This is a genomic window from Billgrantia lactosivorans, assembly GCF_003254665.1.
GTDB lineage: Bacteria > Pseudomonadota > Gammaproteobacteria > Pseudomonadales > Halomonadaceae > Halomonas > Halomonas lactosivorans.
Genome location: NZ_QHGY01000003.1, coordinates 101,480 through 119,399 on the forward strand (window position 1 = coordinate 101,480; position 17,920 = coordinate 119,399).

Annotated in this window: 17 protein-coding genes; 6 read left to right on the plus strand and 11 right to left on the minus strand. The window is 68.1% G+C overall.

Annotated elements, in window-relative coordinates; translation table 11 throughout:
• Positions 1 to 54: 54 nt before the first annotated feature.
• From DIS04_RS08895 to DIS04_RS08910, 4 genes are all read right to left on the minus strand, one after another.
• Positions 55 to 2,904, minus strand: coding sequence for a valine--tRNA ligase (locus tag DIS04_RS08895; RefSeq protein ID WP_111413410.1), 2,850 nt, complete (start codon positions 2,902 to 2,904; stop codon positions 55 to 57).
• 378 nt (positions 2,905 to 3,282) lie between these two features.
• Positions 3,283 to 3,723, minus strand: a complete 441-nt coding sequence (locus tag DIS04_RS08900) for a DNA polymerase III subunit chi (protein WP_111413411.1) — start codon at positions 3,721 to 3,723, stop codon at positions 3,283 to 3,285.
• Between the two features lie 167 nt (positions 3,724 to 3,890).
• Positions 3,891 to 4,952 carry a branched-chain amino acid aminotransferase gene (locus DIS04_RS08905; RefSeq protein WP_111413706.1) on the minus strand — a complete coding sequence of 354 codons (1,062 nt, stop codon included), beginning with the start codon at positions 4,950 to 4,952 and terminating at the stop codon, positions 3,891 to 3,893.
• Between the two features lie 168 nt (positions 4,953 to 5,120).
• On the minus strand, positions 5,121 to 6,641 hold the full coding sequence (locus tag DIS04_RS08910) for a leucyl aminopeptidase (protein ID WP_111413412.1): 1,521 nt from the start codon (positions 6,639 to 6,641) through the stop codon (positions 5,121 to 5,123).
• A 117-nt stretch (positions 6,642 to 6,758) separates the two neighbouring features.
• On the opposite strand from DIS04_RS08910, the gene lptF reads away from it, so the two are divergent.
• From lptF to bfr, 5 genes are all read left to right on the plus strand, one after another.
• Positions 6,759 to 7,838 (plus strand): LPS export ABC transporter permease LptF, encoded by a 1,080-nt coding sequence (gene lptF / locus DIS04_RS08915; protein WP_111413413.1) that lies wholly within the window; start codon positions 6,759 to 6,761, stop codon positions 7,836 to 7,838.
• Positions 7,838 to 8,902 carry an LPS export ABC transporter permease LptG gene (lptG, locus tag DIS04_RS08920; protein ID WP_111413414.1) on the plus strand — a complete coding sequence of 355 codons (1,065 nt, stop codon included), beginning with the start codon at positions 7,838 to 7,840 and terminating at the stop codon, positions 8,900 to 8,902. Before lptF ends, lptG begins: the two co-directional genes overlap by 1 nt.
• A gap of 37 nt (positions 8,903 to 8,939) precedes the next feature.
• Entirely contained in the window at positions 8,940 to 9,431 is a 492-nt protein-coding gene (locus tag DIS04_RS08925) for an RDD family protein (RefSeq protein WP_111413707.1), read from the plus strand.
• Between the two features lie 89 nt (positions 9,432 to 9,520).
• Complete coding sequence (locus DIS04_RS08930; protein WP_111413415.1) at positions 9,521 to 9,727, plus strand: (2Fe-2S)-binding protein; 207 nt, start codon at positions 9,521 to 9,523, stop codon at positions 9,725 to 9,727.
• A gap of 174 nt (positions 9,728 to 9,901) precedes the next feature.
• Entirely contained in the window at positions 9,902 to 10,384 is a 483-nt protein-coding gene (bfr, locus tag DIS04_RS08935) for a bacterioferritin (protein ID WP_111413416.1), read from the plus strand.
• 77 nt (positions 10,385 to 10,461) lie between these two features.
• Here bfr and DIS04_RS08940 read toward each other — a convergent pair whose 3' ends face one another.
• The 5 genes from DIS04_RS08940 to DIS04_RS08960 form a co-directional block, all read right to left on the minus strand.
• A complete protein-coding gene (locus DIS04_RS08940) occupies positions 10,462 to 10,686 on the minus strand; it encodes a DUF1653 domain-containing protein (RefSeq protein ID WP_111413417.1) in 225 nt (74 codons plus the stop codon).
• 15 nt (positions 10,687 to 10,701) lie between these two features.
• Positions 10,702 to 11,556 (minus strand): tRNA cyclic N6-threonylcarbamoyladenosine(37) synthase TcdA, encoded by an 855-nt coding sequence (tcdA, locus tag DIS04_RS08945; RefSeq protein ID WP_111413708.1) that lies wholly within the window; start codon positions 11,554 to 11,556, stop codon positions 10,702 to 10,704.
• 31 nt (positions 11,557 to 11,587) lie between these two features.
• Positions 11,588 to 12,355, minus strand: coding sequence for a pseudouridine synthase (locus DIS04_RS08950; RefSeq protein WP_111413418.1), 768 nt, complete (start codon positions 12,353 to 12,355; stop codon positions 11,588 to 11,590).
• Positions 12,356 to 12,437: 82 nt separating this feature from the next.
• Positions 12,438 to 13,736 carry a Glu/Leu/Phe/Val family dehydrogenase gene (locus DIS04_RS08955; RefSeq protein WP_111413419.1) on the minus strand — a complete coding sequence of 433 codons (1,299 nt, stop codon included), beginning with the start codon at positions 13,734 to 13,736 and terminating at the stop codon, positions 12,438 to 12,440.
• A gap of 154 nt (positions 13,737 to 13,890) precedes the next feature.
• Positions 13,891 to 15,321, minus strand: a complete 1,431-nt coding sequence (locus DIS04_RS08960) for a hypothetical protein (protein ID WP_111413420.1) — start codon at positions 15,319 to 15,321, stop codon at positions 13,891 to 13,893.
• Positions 15,322 to 15,498: 177 nt separating this feature from the next.
• On the opposite strand from DIS04_RS08960, the gene DIS04_RS08965 reads away from it, so the two are divergent.
• A complete protein-coding gene (locus DIS04_RS08965; protein ID WP_111413421.1) occupies positions 15,499 to 16,164 on the plus strand; it encodes an SDR family oxidoreductase in 666 nt (221 codons plus the stop codon).
• A 2-nt stretch (positions 16,165 to 16,166) separates the two neighbouring features.
• Here the strand turns inward: DIS04_RS08965 and DIS04_RS08970 are convergent, their stop codons facing one another.
• Together DIS04_RS08970 and DIS04_RS08975 are read right to left on the minus strand one after the other, a co-directional pair.
• A complete protein-coding gene (locus DIS04_RS08970) occupies positions 16,167 to 16,709 on the minus strand; it encodes a phosphatase PAP2 family protein (RefSeq protein WP_111413422.1) in 543 nt (180 codons plus the stop codon).
• Complete coding sequence (locus DIS04_RS08975; protein WP_111413423.1) at positions 16,681 to 17,844, minus strand: glycosyltransferase family 4 protein; 1,164 nt, start codon at positions 17,842 to 17,844, stop codon at positions 16,681 to 16,683. Before DIS04_RS08975 ends, DIS04_RS08970 begins: the two co-directional genes overlap by 29 nt.
• Between the last annotated feature and the right edge of the window lie 76 nt (positions 17,845 to 17,920).

The window sequence follows — 17,920 nt, forward strand, 5'->3', positions numbered from 1 at the left end:
ACTCTCTTCCCGAGGCATTGGCGTCGTCTCCCGGCGGCGGTGTCGGGCCGCTAACTAGAGCGCGGCGATCTTGTCGCGCTGCTCGAGCAGCAGGGTGCGGGCGGCCTGGTACTCCTTGAGCTTGCCGCGCTCCTTCTCGACCACCGCCTCCGGCGCCTTGGCGACGAAGCTCTCGTTGGAAAGCTTGTTCTCGATGCCGCCGATCAGCTTGTCCTGCTTGTCGATCTCCTTGGCCAGGCGGGCGAGCTCGGCCTCCTTGTCGATCAGGTCGGCCATCGGCACCAGCACCTCCATGTCGCCGACCAGCTGGGTGGCCGAGAGCGGCGCCTCGTTCGGGTCGTCGAGCCAGCGTGCACTTTCCAGCTTGGCCAGCTTGGCGAGGAACAGGCGGTTGGCCTCGAGGCGCTCGCGATCCGTCGCCGAGCCCTTGGTCAGCAGCACGTCGAGCGGCTTGCCCGGGGCGATGTTCATCTCGGCGCGCACGTTGCGCACCGCCACGATCACGCCCTTGAGCCACTCGATGTCGCGGGTGGCGGCCTCGTCGAGCTTGTCGTGCTCCGGCTGCGGCCAGGGCTGGCTCATGATCGACTGGCTGCCGTCACCGCTCGCCTTGCCCGCCAGGGGGGCCACGCGCTGCCAGATCTCCTCGGAGATGAACGGCATCATCGGGTGGGCCAGGCGCAGGATGGCTTCCAGCACGCGTACCAGGGTGCGGCGGGTGCCGCGCTTGGCCGCCTCGCTGGCACCTTCGTCCCACAGTACCGGCTTGGAGAGCTCCAGGTACCAGTCGCAGTACTCGTTCCAGACGAACTCGTAGAGCGCTTGCGACGCGTGGTCGAAACGGTACTCCTCCATCGCCTTGGTGACCTGGGCCTCGGTCTGCTGCAGGCGCGAGACGATCCAGCGGTCGGCCAGCGACAGCTCGACGTCGCCACCTTGCGCGCCGCAATCCTGGCCCTCGGCGTTCATCAGCACGTAGCGCGAGGCGTTCCACAGCTTGTTGCAGAAGTTGCGGTAGCCGTCGAGGCGGCCCATGTCGAACTTGATGTCGCGCCCGGTGGTGGCCTGGGAGAGGAAGGTGAAGCGCAGCGCGTCGGTGCCGTGGGGCTCGATGCCCGCGGGGAACTCGTCGCGGGTGGCCTTGGCGATGGCCTTGGCCTTCTGCGGCTGCATCATGTTGCCGGTGCGTTTCTCGAGCAACTCGTCCAGGGTGATGCCGTCGATCAGGTCGATGGGGTCGAGCACGTTGCCCTTGGACTTGGACATCTTCTGGCCCTGGCCGTCGCGCACCAGGCCGTGGACGTAGACGGTCTTGAACGGCACCTCGTCCATGAACTTCAGCGTCAGCATGATCATCCGCGCGACCCAGAAGAAGATGATGTCGAAGCCGGTGACCAGCACGCTGGAGGGGTGGAAGGTCGCCAGCTCCGGCGTCTTCTCCGGCCAGCCGAGGGTGCCGAAGGTCCACAGCCCCGAGCTGAACCAGGTGTCGAGCACGTCCTCGTCCTGGGTCAGGGCCACGTCGGCGTCAAGGCCGTGCTTGTCGCGCGCCTCGGCCTCGCTGCGGGCGACATAGACGTTGCCCTCGGCGTCGTACCAGGCGGGAATGCGGTGGCCCCACCACAGCTGGCGCGAGATGCACCAGTCCTGCAGGTCGCGCATCCACGAGAAGTACATGTTCTCGTAGTTCCTGGGCACGAACTGGATGTCGCCGTTCTCCACCGCGGCGATGGCGGGCCCCGCCAGGCTTTCCACGGCGACGAACCACTGGTCCGTGAGCAGCGGCTCGATGACGTCGCCCGAGCGGTCGCCATAGGGCAGGGTGTTGTTGACCGTCTCGATCTGCTCGAGCAGGCCGGCGGCCTGCATGTCGGCGACGATCCGCTGGCGCGCCTCGAAGCGATCGAGGCCGGCGTAGGCGGCGGGCAGGCTCAAGTCGATCTCGGGCAGCGGGCGGCCCTGGATGTCGAAGGCCTCGGCCTGGGGCAGGATCGCCGCGTCCTGGGTGAAGACGTTGATCAAGGGCAGGCCGTGGCGACGACCCACCTCGTAGTCGTTGAAGTCGTGGGCCGGGGTGATCTTCACGCAGCCCGAGCCCTTCTCCATGTCGGCGTGCTCGTCGGCGACGATGGGGATGCGCCGGCCGACCAGCGGCAGCTCGACGAACTTGCCGATCAGCGAGGCGTAGCGCGGGTCCTCGGGATTCACCGCCACGCCGGTGTCGCCGAGCATCGTCTCGGGGCGGGTGGTGGCGACGACCAGGTAGTCGAGGCCGGCGTCGGTCGTCACGCCGTCGGCCAGCGGGTAGCGGAAGTGCCAGAACTGGCCCTGCTGCTCGCGGTTCTCGACTTCGAGATCGGAAATCGCGGTGTGCAGGGTCGGGTCCCAGTTGACCAGGCGCTTGCCGCGATAGATCAGGTCCTCTTCGTAGAGCCTCACGAAGACTTCCTGCACCGCCTGGTAGAAGCCGTCGTCCATGGTGAAGCGCTCGCGCGACCAGTCGACGCTGGCGCCCATGCGGCGCAGCTGGCGGGTGATGTGGCCGCCGGACTCGTGCTTCCACTCCCACACCTTGTCGATGAACGCTTCACGGCCGAGGTCGTGGCGGCTCTTGCCCTCCTCGGCGGCGACCTTGCGCTCCACCAGCATCTGGGTGGCGATGCCGGCGTGATCGGTGCCCACCTGCCACAGGGTGTTGTGGCCCTGCATGCGCTTCCAGCGGATCAGCGTGTCCATGATGGTGTCCTGGAACGCATGGCCCATGTGCAGGCTGCCGGTGACGTTGGGCGGCGGGATCATGATCGAGTAGGGTTCGCCCTCGCCCGAGGGGGCGAAGCGGCCGTCGGCCTCCCAGCGCTCGTACCAGCGGGATTCGATCTGCTCGGGTTGGTAGGTCTTGTCCATGGGGCGTTCCGGGTCCAGAAATGATCGCCGCCGGGTCGTGGGCCGGGCGGCGGGAAGTCGTCGAAAGCGTGCGAAAAATGGGCTCGATTATAGCGCGATGGGGCGCTTGGCGTCAGCCAGACGTGAACGGACGGATCGGTACAGCCTCTGAGGGGCGCCGGGGGCAGGGCGAAGAGGAGGTCTTTTGCCATGGGTGAGGAGCACTGCTCCGAACGGGCTGGCCATGGATGGCCAGCCCCGGCCCTGCGAGTGGAGCAGGATGCGAGAGCGAAGCAGGGCAAAAGTAGCGCCCAGGGAAGGGTTCACAGCGCCTCCTCGCAGTCCCTGCCCCCGGATCAGCCCCGGTATAGGCAGCCTCCCGTAACCCTGGGACGGGACTCACCCCTTGAGCTGATGGGCCTTCACGGGATAGCCGCGCTGCTTGTAGGTCTGCCAGCACTCGCGCTTGGCGACGAGCACCTGCTGGTGCTGGTTGATGATCTCGGCGACCCGTTCGAAGCGCGAGAACCACTCGGGGATGCCCGGGTCGAGGTTGAGCAGGGCCATGGGCGCTTCGGCGCTCGGCTCGGGTGGGTGCTCCCAGCCGATGGTCACCGCCACGCTCTCGGCCATCTCGCTGCCGAGCAGGGCGTGGGGCAGGTAGGCGTCGGGGCGAAAGGTCCACAGCCGTTCGTCGAGATCGGTGGCCATGGCCTCGTCCTCGGCGTGCAGGTGCAGCCGGAAGCCCTTGCCGGCAATGGTCTCGGCCAGGCGGCAGGCGAAGTCGAGCCGTGCCTCGAGGGTAGTATCCGGCAAGATGTAAAAGTCGACCTGGGTCATGGGGCTCTCTGACCTCGGTGGCAGAGGGGCTCTGTCGTCGACAGGGTTACGAGGAGGCGCTGTGAACCCATCCCTGGGCGCCACTTTTGCCTTCCCTGGCAAAAGACCTCCTCTTCACCCTGTCCCCGACGCCCCTCGTCGAGGGAGGTGGTCTTGCGAAAAGTTGCTCAGACCAGCTTGGTCAACCAGCCATGTGTATCTTCCGCGCGGCCATACTGCAGGTCGAGCAGCTTGGCGCGCAGGCGCTTGGCCACCTCGTTGCCTTCATCGGGCATGCGGATGGTGTCGTCTTCGCTGATCAACTGGCCCACCGGGGTGATCACCGCCGCGGTACCGCAGGCGAAGACCTCGGTGATCTCGCCGGAAGCCACGCCCTCGCGCCATTCGTCGATGCTGATGGCCCGCTCTTCCGCGGTGAAGCCTTCGTCGCGGCCCAGGGTAAGCACCGAATCACGGGTCACGCCCTCGAGGATGGTGTCGGTCAGGCGCGGCGTGACCAGGCGGCCATCCTTGTAGACAAAGAACAGGTTCATGCCGCCCAGTTCCTCGATCCACTTGTTCTCGGCGGCGTCGAGGAAGGCGACCTGGCCGCAGCCGTGCTTCTCGGCTTCCTTCTGGGCGGCCAGCGAGGCGGCATAGTTGCCGCCGCACTTGGCGAAGCCGGTGCCGCCGGGAGCGGCGCGCTTGTAGTGCGAGGAGAGCCAGATCGACACCGGGGCGATGCCGCCCTTGAAGTAGGCGCCAGCGGGGGAGGCGATGACGTAGTAGTCGACCTCCCTGGCCGGGCGCACGCCGAGGAACTTCTCGCTGGCGATCATGAAGGGGCGCAGGTAGAGGCTCGATTCGTCGGCCTCGTTGCGGGGTGTCGGCACCCAGGCGTGGTCCTGGGCGAGCAGCGCCTTGAGCGAGCCGATGAAATCCTCGTCGCTGAGCTCGGGCAGCGCCAGGCGGCGGGCGCTGCGGCGGAAGCGCTCGGCGTTCTTCTCGGGACGGAACGACCACACCGAGCCATCGGCGTGGCGGTAGGCCTTGATGCCCTCGAAGATCTCCTGGCCGTAGTGCAGCACGGCGGCGGCCGGGTCGAGAGTCAAGGGGCCGTAGGGGCGCACCTCGTGGCCATGCCAGCCGGCGTTTTCCGTCCAGCGTACATGGGCCATGTGGTCGCTGAAGTAGTGGCCGAAGCCGGGGTTGGCGAGGATGTCGTCGCGAATGTTGGCTGCCGTGGGCATGGCGCTTGGCAGCAGGTCGAAAGTGGCGTTGGGCACGGCAAAAGGGTCTCCGCTAAGCCGGTGTCTCCGGCGTGTTCTTGGGCTTCCAGGGCGCCCCGGGCCGGCCGACACGGGGCGCAATGCGTCAGATGTAACGGTTGCCGGCGGCAATGGCAACCTCGGGCGGCGTCAGGCGTCTTTCTCGACCAGGCGCGTCTCCTCCTCGCGGTCGAGCAGGTACTGGGTCAGCAGGCCCACGGGGCGGCCGCTGGCGCCCTTCTGCTTGCCCGAGGTCCAGGCGGTGCCGGCGATGTCGAGGTGCGCCCAGGGGAACTTGTCGGCGAAGCGCGAGAGGAAGCAGGCGGCGGTGATGGTGCCGGCCGGGCGGCCGCCGATGTTGGCCATGTCGGCGAAGTTGGAGTCGAGCTGCTCCTTGTACTCGTCCCACAGCGGCAGGTGCCAGGCGCGATCCCAGGCGGCCTCGCCGGCTTCGAGCAGATCCAGTGCCAGGTCGTCGTCGTTGGCGAGCAGGCCGGTGGCGTGGTGGCCCAGGGCGATGATGGCCGCCCCGGTGAGGGTGGCGATGTCGACCACGCTGGCGGGCTCGAAGCGCTCGGCGTAGGTCAGCGCGTCGCACAGCACTAGGCGACCCTCGGCGTCGGTGTTGAGCACCTCGACGGTAAGCCCCTTGAGGGTCTTGATGATATCGCCGGGCTTGGTGGCGCGGCCGTCGGGCATGTTCTCGGCGGCGGCGACGATGAACACCAGGTTGAGCTTGGGACGGATGCCGAGCGCCGCCTTGGCGGTGCCGAACACGCTGGCCGCCCCGCACATGTCGAACTTCATCTCGTCCATCGCCTCGCCCGGCTTGAGCGAGATGCCGCCGGTATCGAAGGTGATGCCCTTGCCCACCAGGACGTGGGGCGCCTCGTCGGCGCTCTCTGCGCCCTGGTACTTCATGACGATCAGCCGCGAGGGCTGTTCGCTGCCGCGGCCCACCGAGAGCAGGCTGTGGGCGCCAAGTTCCTCCAGCGCCGCCTCGTCGAGGATCTCGACCTCGAGCGCCCCGCCCGACTCGCGGCCGAGCTGTTCGGCCTGCTCGGCCAGATAGCTCGGCGTGCAGACGTTGCCCGGCAGGTTGCCCAGGGTGCGGGTATAGGCGACCCCCTGCCCGATGGCGTCGCCGATGCGGGCGCCCTCGCGGGCCTCGCCGGCGGTATCGCCGTCATTCAGCAGCAGGGTGACCTTTTCCAGCCGTGGGCGCGGGGCCTTCTCGGACTTGAATTCGTCGAAGCGATAGACCGCGCGCTGCGCGGCCTCGGCGGTCATGCGCGCCTTCCAGCCCACGCTGCGCTCGGCTACCGGCACGTCGGTGAAGGCCACCGCGACGTCCTCGGCCGGCAGCCCGGCGACGGCGATGAAGGCGGCATCCAGGGCCTTGAGGAAGGCGCGCTCCTGGCACTTCTCGCGCTCGCCCAGCCCCACCAGCATCAGGCGATCCGCGGAGAGGCCGGGGGCGAAGGGAATCAGCTGCACGTTGCCCAGCTTGGCATCGAAATCGCCGCGCTCGATCAGCTGGCCGATCAGCCGCTCGCTGGCGTCGTCGAGCTTGGCGGCGGCAGGCAGCAGGTCGCCGTCCTTGAATACCGGGACCACGAGACAGGCCGCTTCGGCCTTGGCGGGATTGGCCGTCTGAACTGGGAATTCCATGGTGACTCCACAAGACAAGCGATGGGGGATTCTGGATAATGCCGGCACGGCTCCAGGCCACTGCCGAATCACCCAAGTGTACTCAAGGCATGGCGCCATTGCATGGAAGACCGCTGCATGATCATCTTTCGGTACCTGACCCGAGAAATTCTGCTCACCATGGCCGCCGTCGCCGGCGTGCTGCTGCTGGTCATCATGGGCAGCCGCTTCATTCGCTATTTCTCCGATGCCGCGGAGGGCGACATTCCCGCCACCATCCTCGGCACCCTGATGCTCTACCATCTGCCCGGCTTTCTCGAACTGATACTGCCGCTGGCCTTCTTTCTCGGCATCCTGCTGGCCTATGGGCAGCTCTACCTCAACAGCGAGATCACCGTGCTGGTGGCCTGCGGAATCAGCCCCGCGCGCCTGTTCCAGGTCAGCCTGGTGCCGGCGACCCTGGTGGCGGTCGCCGTGGGGCTGTGCAGCCTGTGGCTGACCCCCGCCGGGGCGGTGCACAACGCCGTGATGCTCGAGGAGCAGCGCAGCCAGCTCGACTTCACCGCCCTGGCCCCGGGGCGCTTCCAGGACTTCGGCGGCGGTCGCACCGCCTACACCGAAGCCTTCAACGACGACGCCAGTCGCATGCAGGAGGTTTTCATCAGCGAACGCCAGCGGCGCCGCGACGGCACCCCGGAAACCGCCGTGACCCGGGCCGGCAGCGGCTACCAGACCGTCGATCCCGATACCGGCAGCCGTTTCCTGGTGCTGGCGGACGGCGAACGCTACAGCGTCGAGCCGGGGCGCTTCGAGGCCGAGCGGCTGGAGTTCGAGACCTATGCCGTGCGGCTCTCGCTCGGCGGCGAGCAGCGTGAACTGGAGTCGGCGGAGTATGCCACCACGGCCGAGCTGCTGGATGACGACTCGGCGCGGGCCCAGGCCCAGTTGCAGTGGCGCCTTTCGCTGCCGCTGATGGTGTTCATCCTGACCCTGATGGCGATGCCGCTCTCGCGGGTCAACCCGCGCCAGGGGCGGTTCGCCAAGCTGTTGCCGGCGATCTTCCTGCACATCTGCTACCTCAGCCTGCTGCTGGCGGCGCTGGATGCCATCGGGCGCGGGGCGCTGCCGACGGCGATCGGCATGTGGCCGATCCATCTCGTCTTCCTGGCGCTCGGCGTGGCGCTGCTGATGCACAACCAGCGCAGGGGGATGCGCTGATGCTGACGGATCGTCTCGACCGCTACATCGCCCGCAACGTGCTGGGCGCGATCCTCGTCGTCCAGGTGGTGCTGCTCGGCCTCGACCTGGTGATCACCTACATCAACGACCTGGAAGACGTCGAAGGCAACTACGGTGCCCTCCAGGTGCTGCTCTACCTGCTGATGCGCCTGCCCTGGCGCTTCTACCAGTATGCCCCGGTGGGCGTGCTGATCGGCGCGCTGATCGGCCTGGGCAGCATGGCCTCGAGCAACGAACTGACGGTGATGCGCGCCGCGGGCCGTTCGTTGGCGCGCATCCTGTGGGGGGTGATGAAGCCGATCATCCTGGTGGTGGTCACGCTGCTGCTGATCGCCGAATTCGTCAGCCCCCGCACCGAACAGTTCGCCAGCGCCTGGCGCCTGGAGCAGATGCAGGGGGAGGGGGCCCTGCTGACCCAGAGCGGTGGGTGGCAGCGCGAGGGTGACAGCGTCTATCGTTTCGGCGCCATCCGCGCCGACGACACGGTACTCGACCTGACCCGCTACGTCTTCGACGACCGTCGGCTGCGCGAGGCCGTGCAGGCGGCACGCGCCTCCTGGAAGGACGATCGCTGGGTGCTCGAGGAAGTGAGAATCACGCGCTTCGATGACGACCGCACCGAGGCCGAGTCGCACGCGCGGCTGGAGTGGGAGACGAGCCTGACGCCCGACCAGCTCAATCGGTTGCTGCGCGACGTCGACAGCCAGGCGCCCAGCGAGCTGTGGGCCTACTCGCGCTACCTGCTCTCCCAGGGACAGCAGGCCACCCAGCCGCTGCTCTACTTCTGGCAGAAGCTCCTGCTGCCGTTGACCATGGCCTCGCTGGTGCTGGTGGCGGCATCGTTCGTGTTCGGCCCGTTGCGCACCGTGGCCGCCGGCACGCGAGTGTTCTACGGCGTGATCGTCGGGCTGTCGTTCAAGTACCTGCAGGACCTGCTGGCGCCGGCCTCCACCGTGTTCGGCTTCTCGCCGGTGTGGGCGGTGCTGGCGCCGACCCTGCTGTGCGTCGCCCTGGGGGGCTATCTTCTGCGGCGCTCGGGCTAGCGATTTCGCCGGCGTGGGCCTGAAACGAGAGACGATGATGCAACGACAATTCGATCAGCTCGACGATGTGTGGCCGGCAGGCCTCGGACGGCGCCTGGGTGCCATGCTCTACGACGCCTTGCTGGTGATCGCGATCTGGATCCTGCTCGCCGTGCTGCACGTGGTCTTCGTGCGCCAGGTGCTGGGCCTCGGCGCCGACGAGGTCGGTGCCGGCTCGCTTCAGCGATTCACGCTGCAACTGCTGCTGGTGGCGGGGGCCTTCCTGTTCTTCGCCTTCTCGTGGATGCGTGGCGGCATGACCCTGGGCATGCAGGCCTGGCGCCTGCGCGTGCAGACCCGCGGCGGTCGTTCGATCACCCTGCGCCAGAGCCTGGTGCGCTTCCTGGTGGCCTGGCTCTCGCTGGCCGCCTTCGGGCTCGGCTACCTGTGGGTGCTGTTCGACAGCGAACGTCGCAGCTGGCCCGACATCGCCTCGAATACGCGGGTGGTGGTGCTGCCCAGGGCGAGCCGTCGCCAGTCGTCGGCATGACCCTGGTCAAAAAATGGACGATTCCCTCTTGCGATATGCTATGCGAATCATTTACATTAACTATCGTAAGCACAGCGAGGTGGATGTCGATGTACGTATGTCTTTGCAAGGGCGTCTCAGACCGCAAGATTCGCGAGAGCGTCGAAGGCGGCGCCCGTAGCTGGCGCGAGGTTCAGGAGCAGACCGGCTGCGGTACCCAGTGCGGCAAGTGCGCCTGTGTCGGCAAGACCATCGCCCGCGAAGCGATCAAGGCCGAAGTGATGGCCTCGGCCAATGACCTCGCCTACGCCGTCTAGTTTCCGGGCACCCGGCCCGCCGTTGCCAATCTCTCTCATTCTTGTTGCCATTAAATCCAACCGACTGTCTCGGTTGGATTTTTTGCGTCATTGGGCTGATACTGCCTATGATGATTCGCTGAGCGTCACGCAACGACAAGGCCCAAGGCCGCGACGAGAGAAGGGAGAAAGGCAATGAAAGGCGATGCCAAGGTCATCGAGTACCTCAACAAGGCCCTCGGCAACGAGCTGGTGGCGATCAATCAGTACTTCCTGCATGCCAAGATGTACAAGGACTGGGGCCTCAAGGCGCTGGCCAAGTGGGAGTACGACGAGTCGATCGACGAGATGAAGCATGCCGACAAGCTGATCGAGCGCATCCTGTTCCTCGAAGGCGTGCCCAACCTGCAGGACCTCGGCAAGCTGCACATCGGCGAGAACGTGCGCGAGATGCTCGAGAGCGACCTCAAGATCGAGCACGACGGCCGTAACGACTACATCGAGGCCATCGCCTACTGCGAGCAGGTCAAGGATTACGTGTCACGCGACCTGTTCCGCCATATCCTCGCCGACGAGGAGGAGCACATCGATCATATCGAGACCGAGCTCGGCCTGATCGACAAGGTCGGCATCGAGAACTACATGCTGCGCCAGATGCAGGAAGCCGGCGACGAGTGACGATTGCGCTTTCCGCGTTTGCCAACGGCACCGACACTCGTCGGTGCCGTTTTCGTTAGCCGCCGCGGGTCGCTGAGCTAGAAGGCCTTTTCCAGGTCGAAGCGCGGTACCGGCTCGCCGCGCACCTCGACGGTCTCGGTGAACATGGCGAGGGGCCGTACCCACAGGCCGTAATCGCCGTACAGGGCGCGATAGGCCACCAGCAGCTCCTCGGTCTCGCTGTGGTGGGCGACGCCGAGCACCTCGTAGCGGTTGCCCTTGTAGTGGCTGTAGATGCCGGGAACGGGGTGTGGGTGAGACATCGCTTGGGCTCCAGGTCAGGGGGGCGTGTCGTGGTCGGCTGTCGCCTGGGCGGCCTGCCTGGCCAGGCGGGCGAGCACCCGCGAGGCGGCGACGAAGCCGAAACCGCCGGTCACGAAGGTGGCTGCGCCGACGCCGGAGGCGCAGTCGAGCCGGGTCGATTCGCCGTTGGCGGGTTTCTGCAGGCAGACCTCGCCATCGGAACCCGGGTAGACCAGCTGCTCGTCAGAATAGACGCATTCGACGGCGAAGCGCCGCTTGGGATTGCGCGAGAAACCGTGGTCCCGGCGCAGGCGCGCGCGCACCTTGGCCAGCAGCGGGTCGTGCTCGGTGCGGGCGAGATCCGCCACCTTGATGCGCGTGGGGTCGGTCTGGCCCCCGGCAGCGCCGGCCACGATGATGGGCAGCTTGCGCCGCCGGCACCAGTGGATCAGCGCGGCCTTGGCGACCACGCTGTCGATGGCGTCGACCACGTAGTCGGCATCCTCGGGGATGCGCTGCGCCAGGTTGGTCGGGGTGACGAAGGCGGTATCGGCGGCGACCTCGATGCCGGGCTGGATCGCCCGGCAGCGCTCGGCGAGCACGTCCACCTTGGGGCGACCGATGGTGCCGTCGAGGGCCGGCAGCTGGCGGTTGACGTTGGAGACGCAGACGTCGTCGAGGTCGATCAGCGTCAGCCGGCCGATGCCCGAGCGTGCCAGCGCCTCCACCGCCCAGCTGCCGACGCCGCCCACGCCCACCACCACCACGTGCGCGCGGCGGAAGCGCTCGAGGGCACGGGCGCCGTAGAGGCGTCGGATGCCGCCGAAGCGGAAGTCGTAGTCATCCTGGGCGGTCGGCGCGGCATCGTGGGGCGGAAGGGGTGCGGTCATGGTGGCGTATCGCATCTCGGGGTCGGGGAAGTCAGGTCGTGGCAGGCGCGGCGGCTTCCAGGCAGTGGGCGCTGTCCGACGGCAGGTGGCCGGCCCAGCCGAAGCGCCCGAACAGGTCCGTCATGGTGGCATCCAGGGCGCAGCTCAAGGTCAGCCGATGGCCGCCGGCGGGATGGTCGAAGCTCAAGCCTACCGCGGCCAGCAGCAACCTCGGGCAGTCCAGGCGTTCGGCGAAGAAGCGGTTGTGGTTGCCCTTGCCGTGCTTGGCATCACCGACGATCGGATAGCCGCGCCGCGACAGGTGGCGCCGAATCTGATGTCGCCGCCCGGTGAGCGGTCGCACCTCCATCAGCGAATAGCGGCTGGTGGGGTAGCGATCCACCTGCAGCGGCAGCTCCACGCTATCGAGCCGCCGGACCTCGGTAATGGCTTCCAGCGCCGGCATCTCGGCCTTGGGGCGGCTGCCGTCCTCCTCGCGCAGCGCGTAATCGAGCCGCTCACGCGTCGGGCCGATGCCGCGCACCACGGCCAGGTAGCGCTTGGCGACCCGCCGCTCGGCGAAGGTCTCCCCCAGTCGGGCCGCGCTGGCCGCGTCGAGGGCCATCACCATCACGCCCGACGTGGGGCGATCGAGGCGATGCACCGGATAGACGCGCTGGCCCAGCTGGTCGCGCAGCCGCTGCAGCAGGAACTCGCCGGCACCGCCTGCCAGCTTGGAGCGGTGTACCAGCATCCCCGCGGGCTTGTGTACCGCCACCAGATGTTCGTCGCGGTGGAGCAGGGTCAGGGGGTCCGTCATGACGCGCGACCGTGTTCGCAAGGGGGCGCCATTGTCGCCCCCTGGCGTGCTGCTTGTCACCTGTGCGGCGGCGCGGTCCCGCCTACTCGCTGTCCTGGCAGTTGCCGCGTAGCAGGATGGCCCGGGCGATACGCTCGATGCCCTGGCGATACGCCGCCTTGCGATAGGAGATGCCCTCGTCATCGGCACGCTCGAAGACGAGCCGGCTCTGGCGCTCCAGGCGTTCGGCCAGGCGCGAGTTGACCTCCTCCTCGGCCCAGCGCTCGCCGCTGCGGTTCTGCACCCATTCGTAGTAGCTGACGATCACGCCGCCGGTATTGGCCAGCACGTCGGGCAGCACCGGTACGCCCCGCTTCTCGAGGTATGCATCGGCATGGCTGGTGACGGGGCCGTTGGCGATCTCGAGCAGGGCGGCGGCTCTGAGCTGTTCGACGTTGCCCTCGTGGACCTGGTTCTCCAGCGCCGCCAGCACCAGCACGTCCACGTCCAGGGTCAGCAACTCGTCGCGCTCCAGGCGTTCCACGTCCTCGGCGATACACACCGAGTCGTCGCAGTAGACCATGTCGTGCAGGCGCTGGTTGTGCGTCTTCTGCGCCATGATCGGGTCGGGGTCGAGGCCTTGGCGGCTGTGGATGGCGCCCTTGGAGTCGGACACCGCGACAATGCGGTAGCCACGCTCGCGGGCCAGGCGGGCGAAGTGGTAGGCGGCGTTGCCGAAGCCCTGGATGGCCAGGGTGGCCTCCTCGGGCCGGCGCCCCTCGCGGGCGGCCCACAGGTCGAGCACGTGCAGCGCGCCGCGGCCGGTTGCCGCGACACGGCCGAGCGAACCGCCCAGCTCCGGCGGCTTGCCGGTGATGGCGGCGGGCACCTTGCCGCGGGCGAGATGGTCGAACTCGTCGGCCATCCAGCCCATCACCGTGGGGTTGGTGTTCACGTCCGGCGCGGGAATGTCGCGGTCGGGTCCCAGGATGTCCGCGATGGCGCGCACGTAGCCCCGGGACAGGCGCTCGAGTTCCAGCTTGGAGAGCTGCTTGGGGTCGACCTTGACGCCGCCCTTGCCGCCGCCGTAAGGCAGGTCCGCGACGGCGCACTTCACCGCCATCCAGAAGCTCAGGGTGGTCACCTCCTCCTGGCTGACATCGGGATGGAAGCGGATCCCGCCCTTGGCCGGGCCCAGTGTGTCGCTGTACTGCACGCGCCAGCCGGGGAAGACCCGGAGGCTGCCGTCGTCCATGCGCACCGGCACGCTGACCTGCAGGGCCAGGTTGGGCTGCATCAGGCGCTCCCTGGCGTCATCGTGCACGTCGATGGCGTCGAATACCTGCTCCAGGCGCGAGCGAGCGTCGTCGAACAGGTTGGCATGATCCTTTTGCCCTGACATCGGCTTCCTCCTGATGGCGTGTTCCTGATGTGCCTGATCAGCGTAGCAGCCCCTGGCCGCCGAGGTGCGGCCTGGCATGGCGATGCGGGATGTCGGGCCCGGGAGGGGCGGCCCGGCGCCGCCCGTCGTCGGGCCCGGTGCAGGCGTGGCGGGCCTAGTCGCGATGCAGCTGCAGGGTATAGCTGCCGCTCTCGCTACTGCCGTAGGCGCGGGCGGTGGCACGGTAGCTGCCCGGCTCCAGGCGGCTGCTGATGCGTGCGTTCAGGTCACCGGCACCGTCGTCGTCGCGCAGGGACAGCCCCTGACCGTCGAGCTCGAGGTAGGCGTCGAAATCCTCCGAGAGCAGGTCGAGACGATAGTTGCCGGCTTCCTCGACCACCAGCTCGTAGTAGTCGCGGACGCCCGACTCCAGCCAGGATCGCACCGGCGTGTCGATCTCCAGCTGGCCGTTGCTCGGCAGCTCGTCGATCGCGGTGGCGCTGGCGCGCAGCTCGAACAGGCCGCTGCCATGACCGCCATGGCTGCGCGCGGTGACGCGATAGCTGCCGGCCCCGAGGGGAGAGTGGAGGCGGGCGTTGAGTTCTTCACCGCCGTCGTCGTCATTGACTAAGAGGTCGTCCCCCTGCAGTTCGAGATAGGCGTCGAAGTCGGACGAGAGCATGTCAATGGTCACGGCGGCAGGCGCGTCGAGGGTGAACTCGTAGCTGAGCGACTCGCCGCTGTACCAGCCCTGCAGCGGCTCGTCGAACCGAAGTTCGCCGCTGTTGCGCAGCGCTTCGCCATCGGCCTGGGCGTGGGGGCCGAGGACCAGGGTATAGAGACCGCCCTCCTGTTCGTAGGCGGCCCGTGCGGTCAGGCGATATTCGCCCGGCTCGAGGAAGTCGGCGATGCGGGCATCGAGATTGCCGGCGCTGTCGTCGTCCTCGCGGCGATAGCCGTTGGGCCCCTCCAGCACCAGGTAGGCGTCCACGTCGCTGGAGCGCATCTCGATCTGGTACAGGCCGCTCTCCTCGATCGTCACGGCGTAGGTGTCGCCCTCGTCCTGCAACCAGCCGTCGGCCCGCGAGGGCATCTCGAGCGTGTCGCTGGTGGTGAGCTCGAGCTCCCGGCCGGTCAGCGTGAAGGGACCGTAGCTGTGCTTGTCGTGGCCGCTGACCACCAGCTGGTAGTCGCCGCTGGTGTCGATGCGGCGCCGCAGCGTGCCGGCCACGGCCGCGTCGTAGTAGGCGGGATCGGCGCTGGTGGCGAGCAGCTGCTCTTCGTCGTCGTAGAGCGCGAGGGTGCCCTGCAGGGCACCGCCGAGCTCGATCTCGACCAGCGCACCCGCCTCGAGAGGCAGGCTGAAGCGCTCGAAGCGGCTGCCATCCTTGCCGTTGAGCTCGCTGGCGGAGGTGATCTCGCCGCGCAGGCGTTCACCGAGCTGCAGCGTGGGCAACGAGGCGGCATCGGCTGCGGTTTCGGCCTCGGCCGCCTCGATGATCGGGGCCGCAGGCGTTGCGCGGTCGGGCAGTTGCCAGCCGACGGCCAGGCCGAGGGCAGCGCCACCCAGGGCGGCAAGGGTAACGGTAGAGGCGCGATTGGCCATGAAAGCGTCCTTGTTCGATGGCAGGCATCGGTGAATGGGGCACGGAAAGGGCATTACATTGCGTAACCATTATATGGCTGCCGTTACGTTGAAGGAAATGTGCCGAATCGGCACTTGCACTTCGCGCCTCGGGCACCACACTGGAGGGCGTCCGTCCCACCAGAAAAAGGAGTCATCATGGCTTCCAGGGTACTGATTACCGGTGCCAATCGCGGCATCGGCCTGGCACTGGCCCGGCACTACCATGATCAGGGCTGGCAGGTGGTCGGCGTGTGCCGTAGCGCTTCGGTGGAGCTCGCCGAGGTCGCCAACCAGGTGATCGAAGGCGTCGACGTGACCCGGCCGGAGGACGTGGCGAGCCTCGCCGAGGCCGTCCGCGGGCAGCGCCTGGACCTGCTGATCAACAACGCCGGCCTGCTGCACGACGAGTCGCTGGGCTCGCTCGATTTCGACACCATCCGCGAGCAGATGGAGGTCAACGCCTACGGCCCGCTACGGGTCACCGAGGCGCTGCTCGACAACCTCGCCGCCGGTAGCAAGATCGCCAATGTCACCAGCCGCATGGGGTCGATCGCCGACAACGACTCCGGCGGCCGCTACGGCTACCGTGCCTCGAAGGCGGCGCTGAACGCCTTCGGCAAGTCGTTGGCCATCGACCTCAAGCCGAAAGGCATCGCCGTCGCCCAGCTTCATCCGGGGTATGTGCAGACCCGCATGGTCGACTTCGGCGGGCTGATCCCTCCAGAAGAGGCCGCCGCCGGCATTGCCGCGCGCATCGAGGCGCTGACGCTGGAAACCAGCGGCGGCTTCTGGCACAGCAACGGCGAGGCGCTGTCCTGGTAGCCTCAGCCGGCCAGGGCGAGGCTGGCCTGGGCAAAGGCATAGCCGATGGCGGCCCCGGCGGCGACGTCGCTGATGTAGTGCAGTCCGAGCCCAACCCGGGAGAGCGCGATGAGCAGCGCCAGCGGGCATAGCAGCGGCAGCAGCCAGGGCGCATGGGCCGCGGTCAACGCGCAGAACATCACCGCGTGCATGGTGTGCCCGCTGGGAAAGCTGTAGCGGTCGCGGGCCGGTTCGTCGCAGCGAATGAGATTGACGAAGGTGATGAAGGGGCGCTCGCGGCACAGGCGGGTCTTGATCAGGCGGTAGACCATGACGGCGGCGAGCCCCGTCGCCGCATACTGCGCGAAGAAAGCGAGGCCGGCCCGGGGCTGGAGCAGCGGCTGGGCGGCGATCAGCAGCACCCACGCCGGCCAGTCGCCCACGCGGCTGGCCAGGCGCAGGATGGCGAGCCAGGGGGCATAGAGGCTCAGGCTGGCGAATCGTTGGCACAGCCGCCACTCCAGCAGGTCGAGGCGGTCAAATACCGCAAGGGCGCGTGGTCGCATGGTTCACCTCCCGGGCTTGCTCGAGTGCGGACAGGAACGTGTCGGCAACCACCGGCCAGCGACACGCCTGGCTGCGCAGGCGTGCGGCGCGCCCCAATTGAGCGTAGCGGGCCGGCTGCCGGCAGAGCGCCACGGCCGCCTCGCGAAAGGCCTCGGCATCGCCGGCGGGCACGGTCACGCCGTTGATCCCGCTGTCGATCAGCTCGGCGGCGGCGGCGTGGCGGTAGGCCACCACGGCCAGGCCGCTGGCCATGGCCTCCGGCACCACGTTGCCCCAGGTCTCCGACAGCGAGGGAAACAGGAACAGGTCGGCGCTGGCGTAGTGTCTGGCCAGCGACTCCGCTGGGATGAAGCCGGTAAAGTGCACCTCGGGCAGCGCCTTCTCGAGCGAGCGACGCGCCGGGCCGTCGCCGACGACCACTTGGGCCATGTCGGGGCGCGCGCTGCGCATGGCGTGCAGGGTATCGCGCAGCAGCGTGAGGTTCTTCTCGGCCGCCAGGCGGCCGACATGCAGCGCCACGGGGCGATGGTCGTCGACCCCCCAGCGACGACGCAGCTCGGCGCAGCGCAGCGCGGGATCGAGGCGCCGGTGGTCGATGCCGCGACCCATCACCGCGAGGCCCCGGAAGCCCTGCCGGGAGAGCTCGTCGGCCTGCCGGCGGGTGGGCACCAGGGTGGCCTGGCAGCCGTTGTGGAAGTGGCGCAGCGCGTGCATCAGGGTCGGGGCCAGCCAGGCAACGCCGTAGTCGGCGCAGTAGTGGTCGAAATTGGTGTGCCAGCCGGCCACCAGCGGGATGCCCATGCGCCGCGCCACGCGCCGCGCCGACCAGCCCAGCGGCCCCTGGGTGGCCAGGTAGACCACGTCGGGGCGCTGCCGCCGCCAGAGCCGCTGGATGCGCCGCGCAGCGGGCATGCCGAGGCGCACGGCACGATAGCCCGGGATCGCCATGCCCGCCACCCGCAGCTCGGCCTGCATCCCCGGGGTGCGTCGCGGGGCGTTGGCGTCGGCCGGGTGGGGCCGGATGAGCTGCAGCGACATGCCGCGCGCCAGCAGCTCCTGGCTCAGCTGCGTAAGGGTATGGGCGACGCCGTTGATCTCGGGCGACCAGGTCTCGCTGACCAGACAGATTCGCATGGCATCCTCGCAGCCGGGGGCTTGAGGGCGAGCATGCCAGCCGTGGATGACGGCGCGGCGACAGGCCGGTGATGAA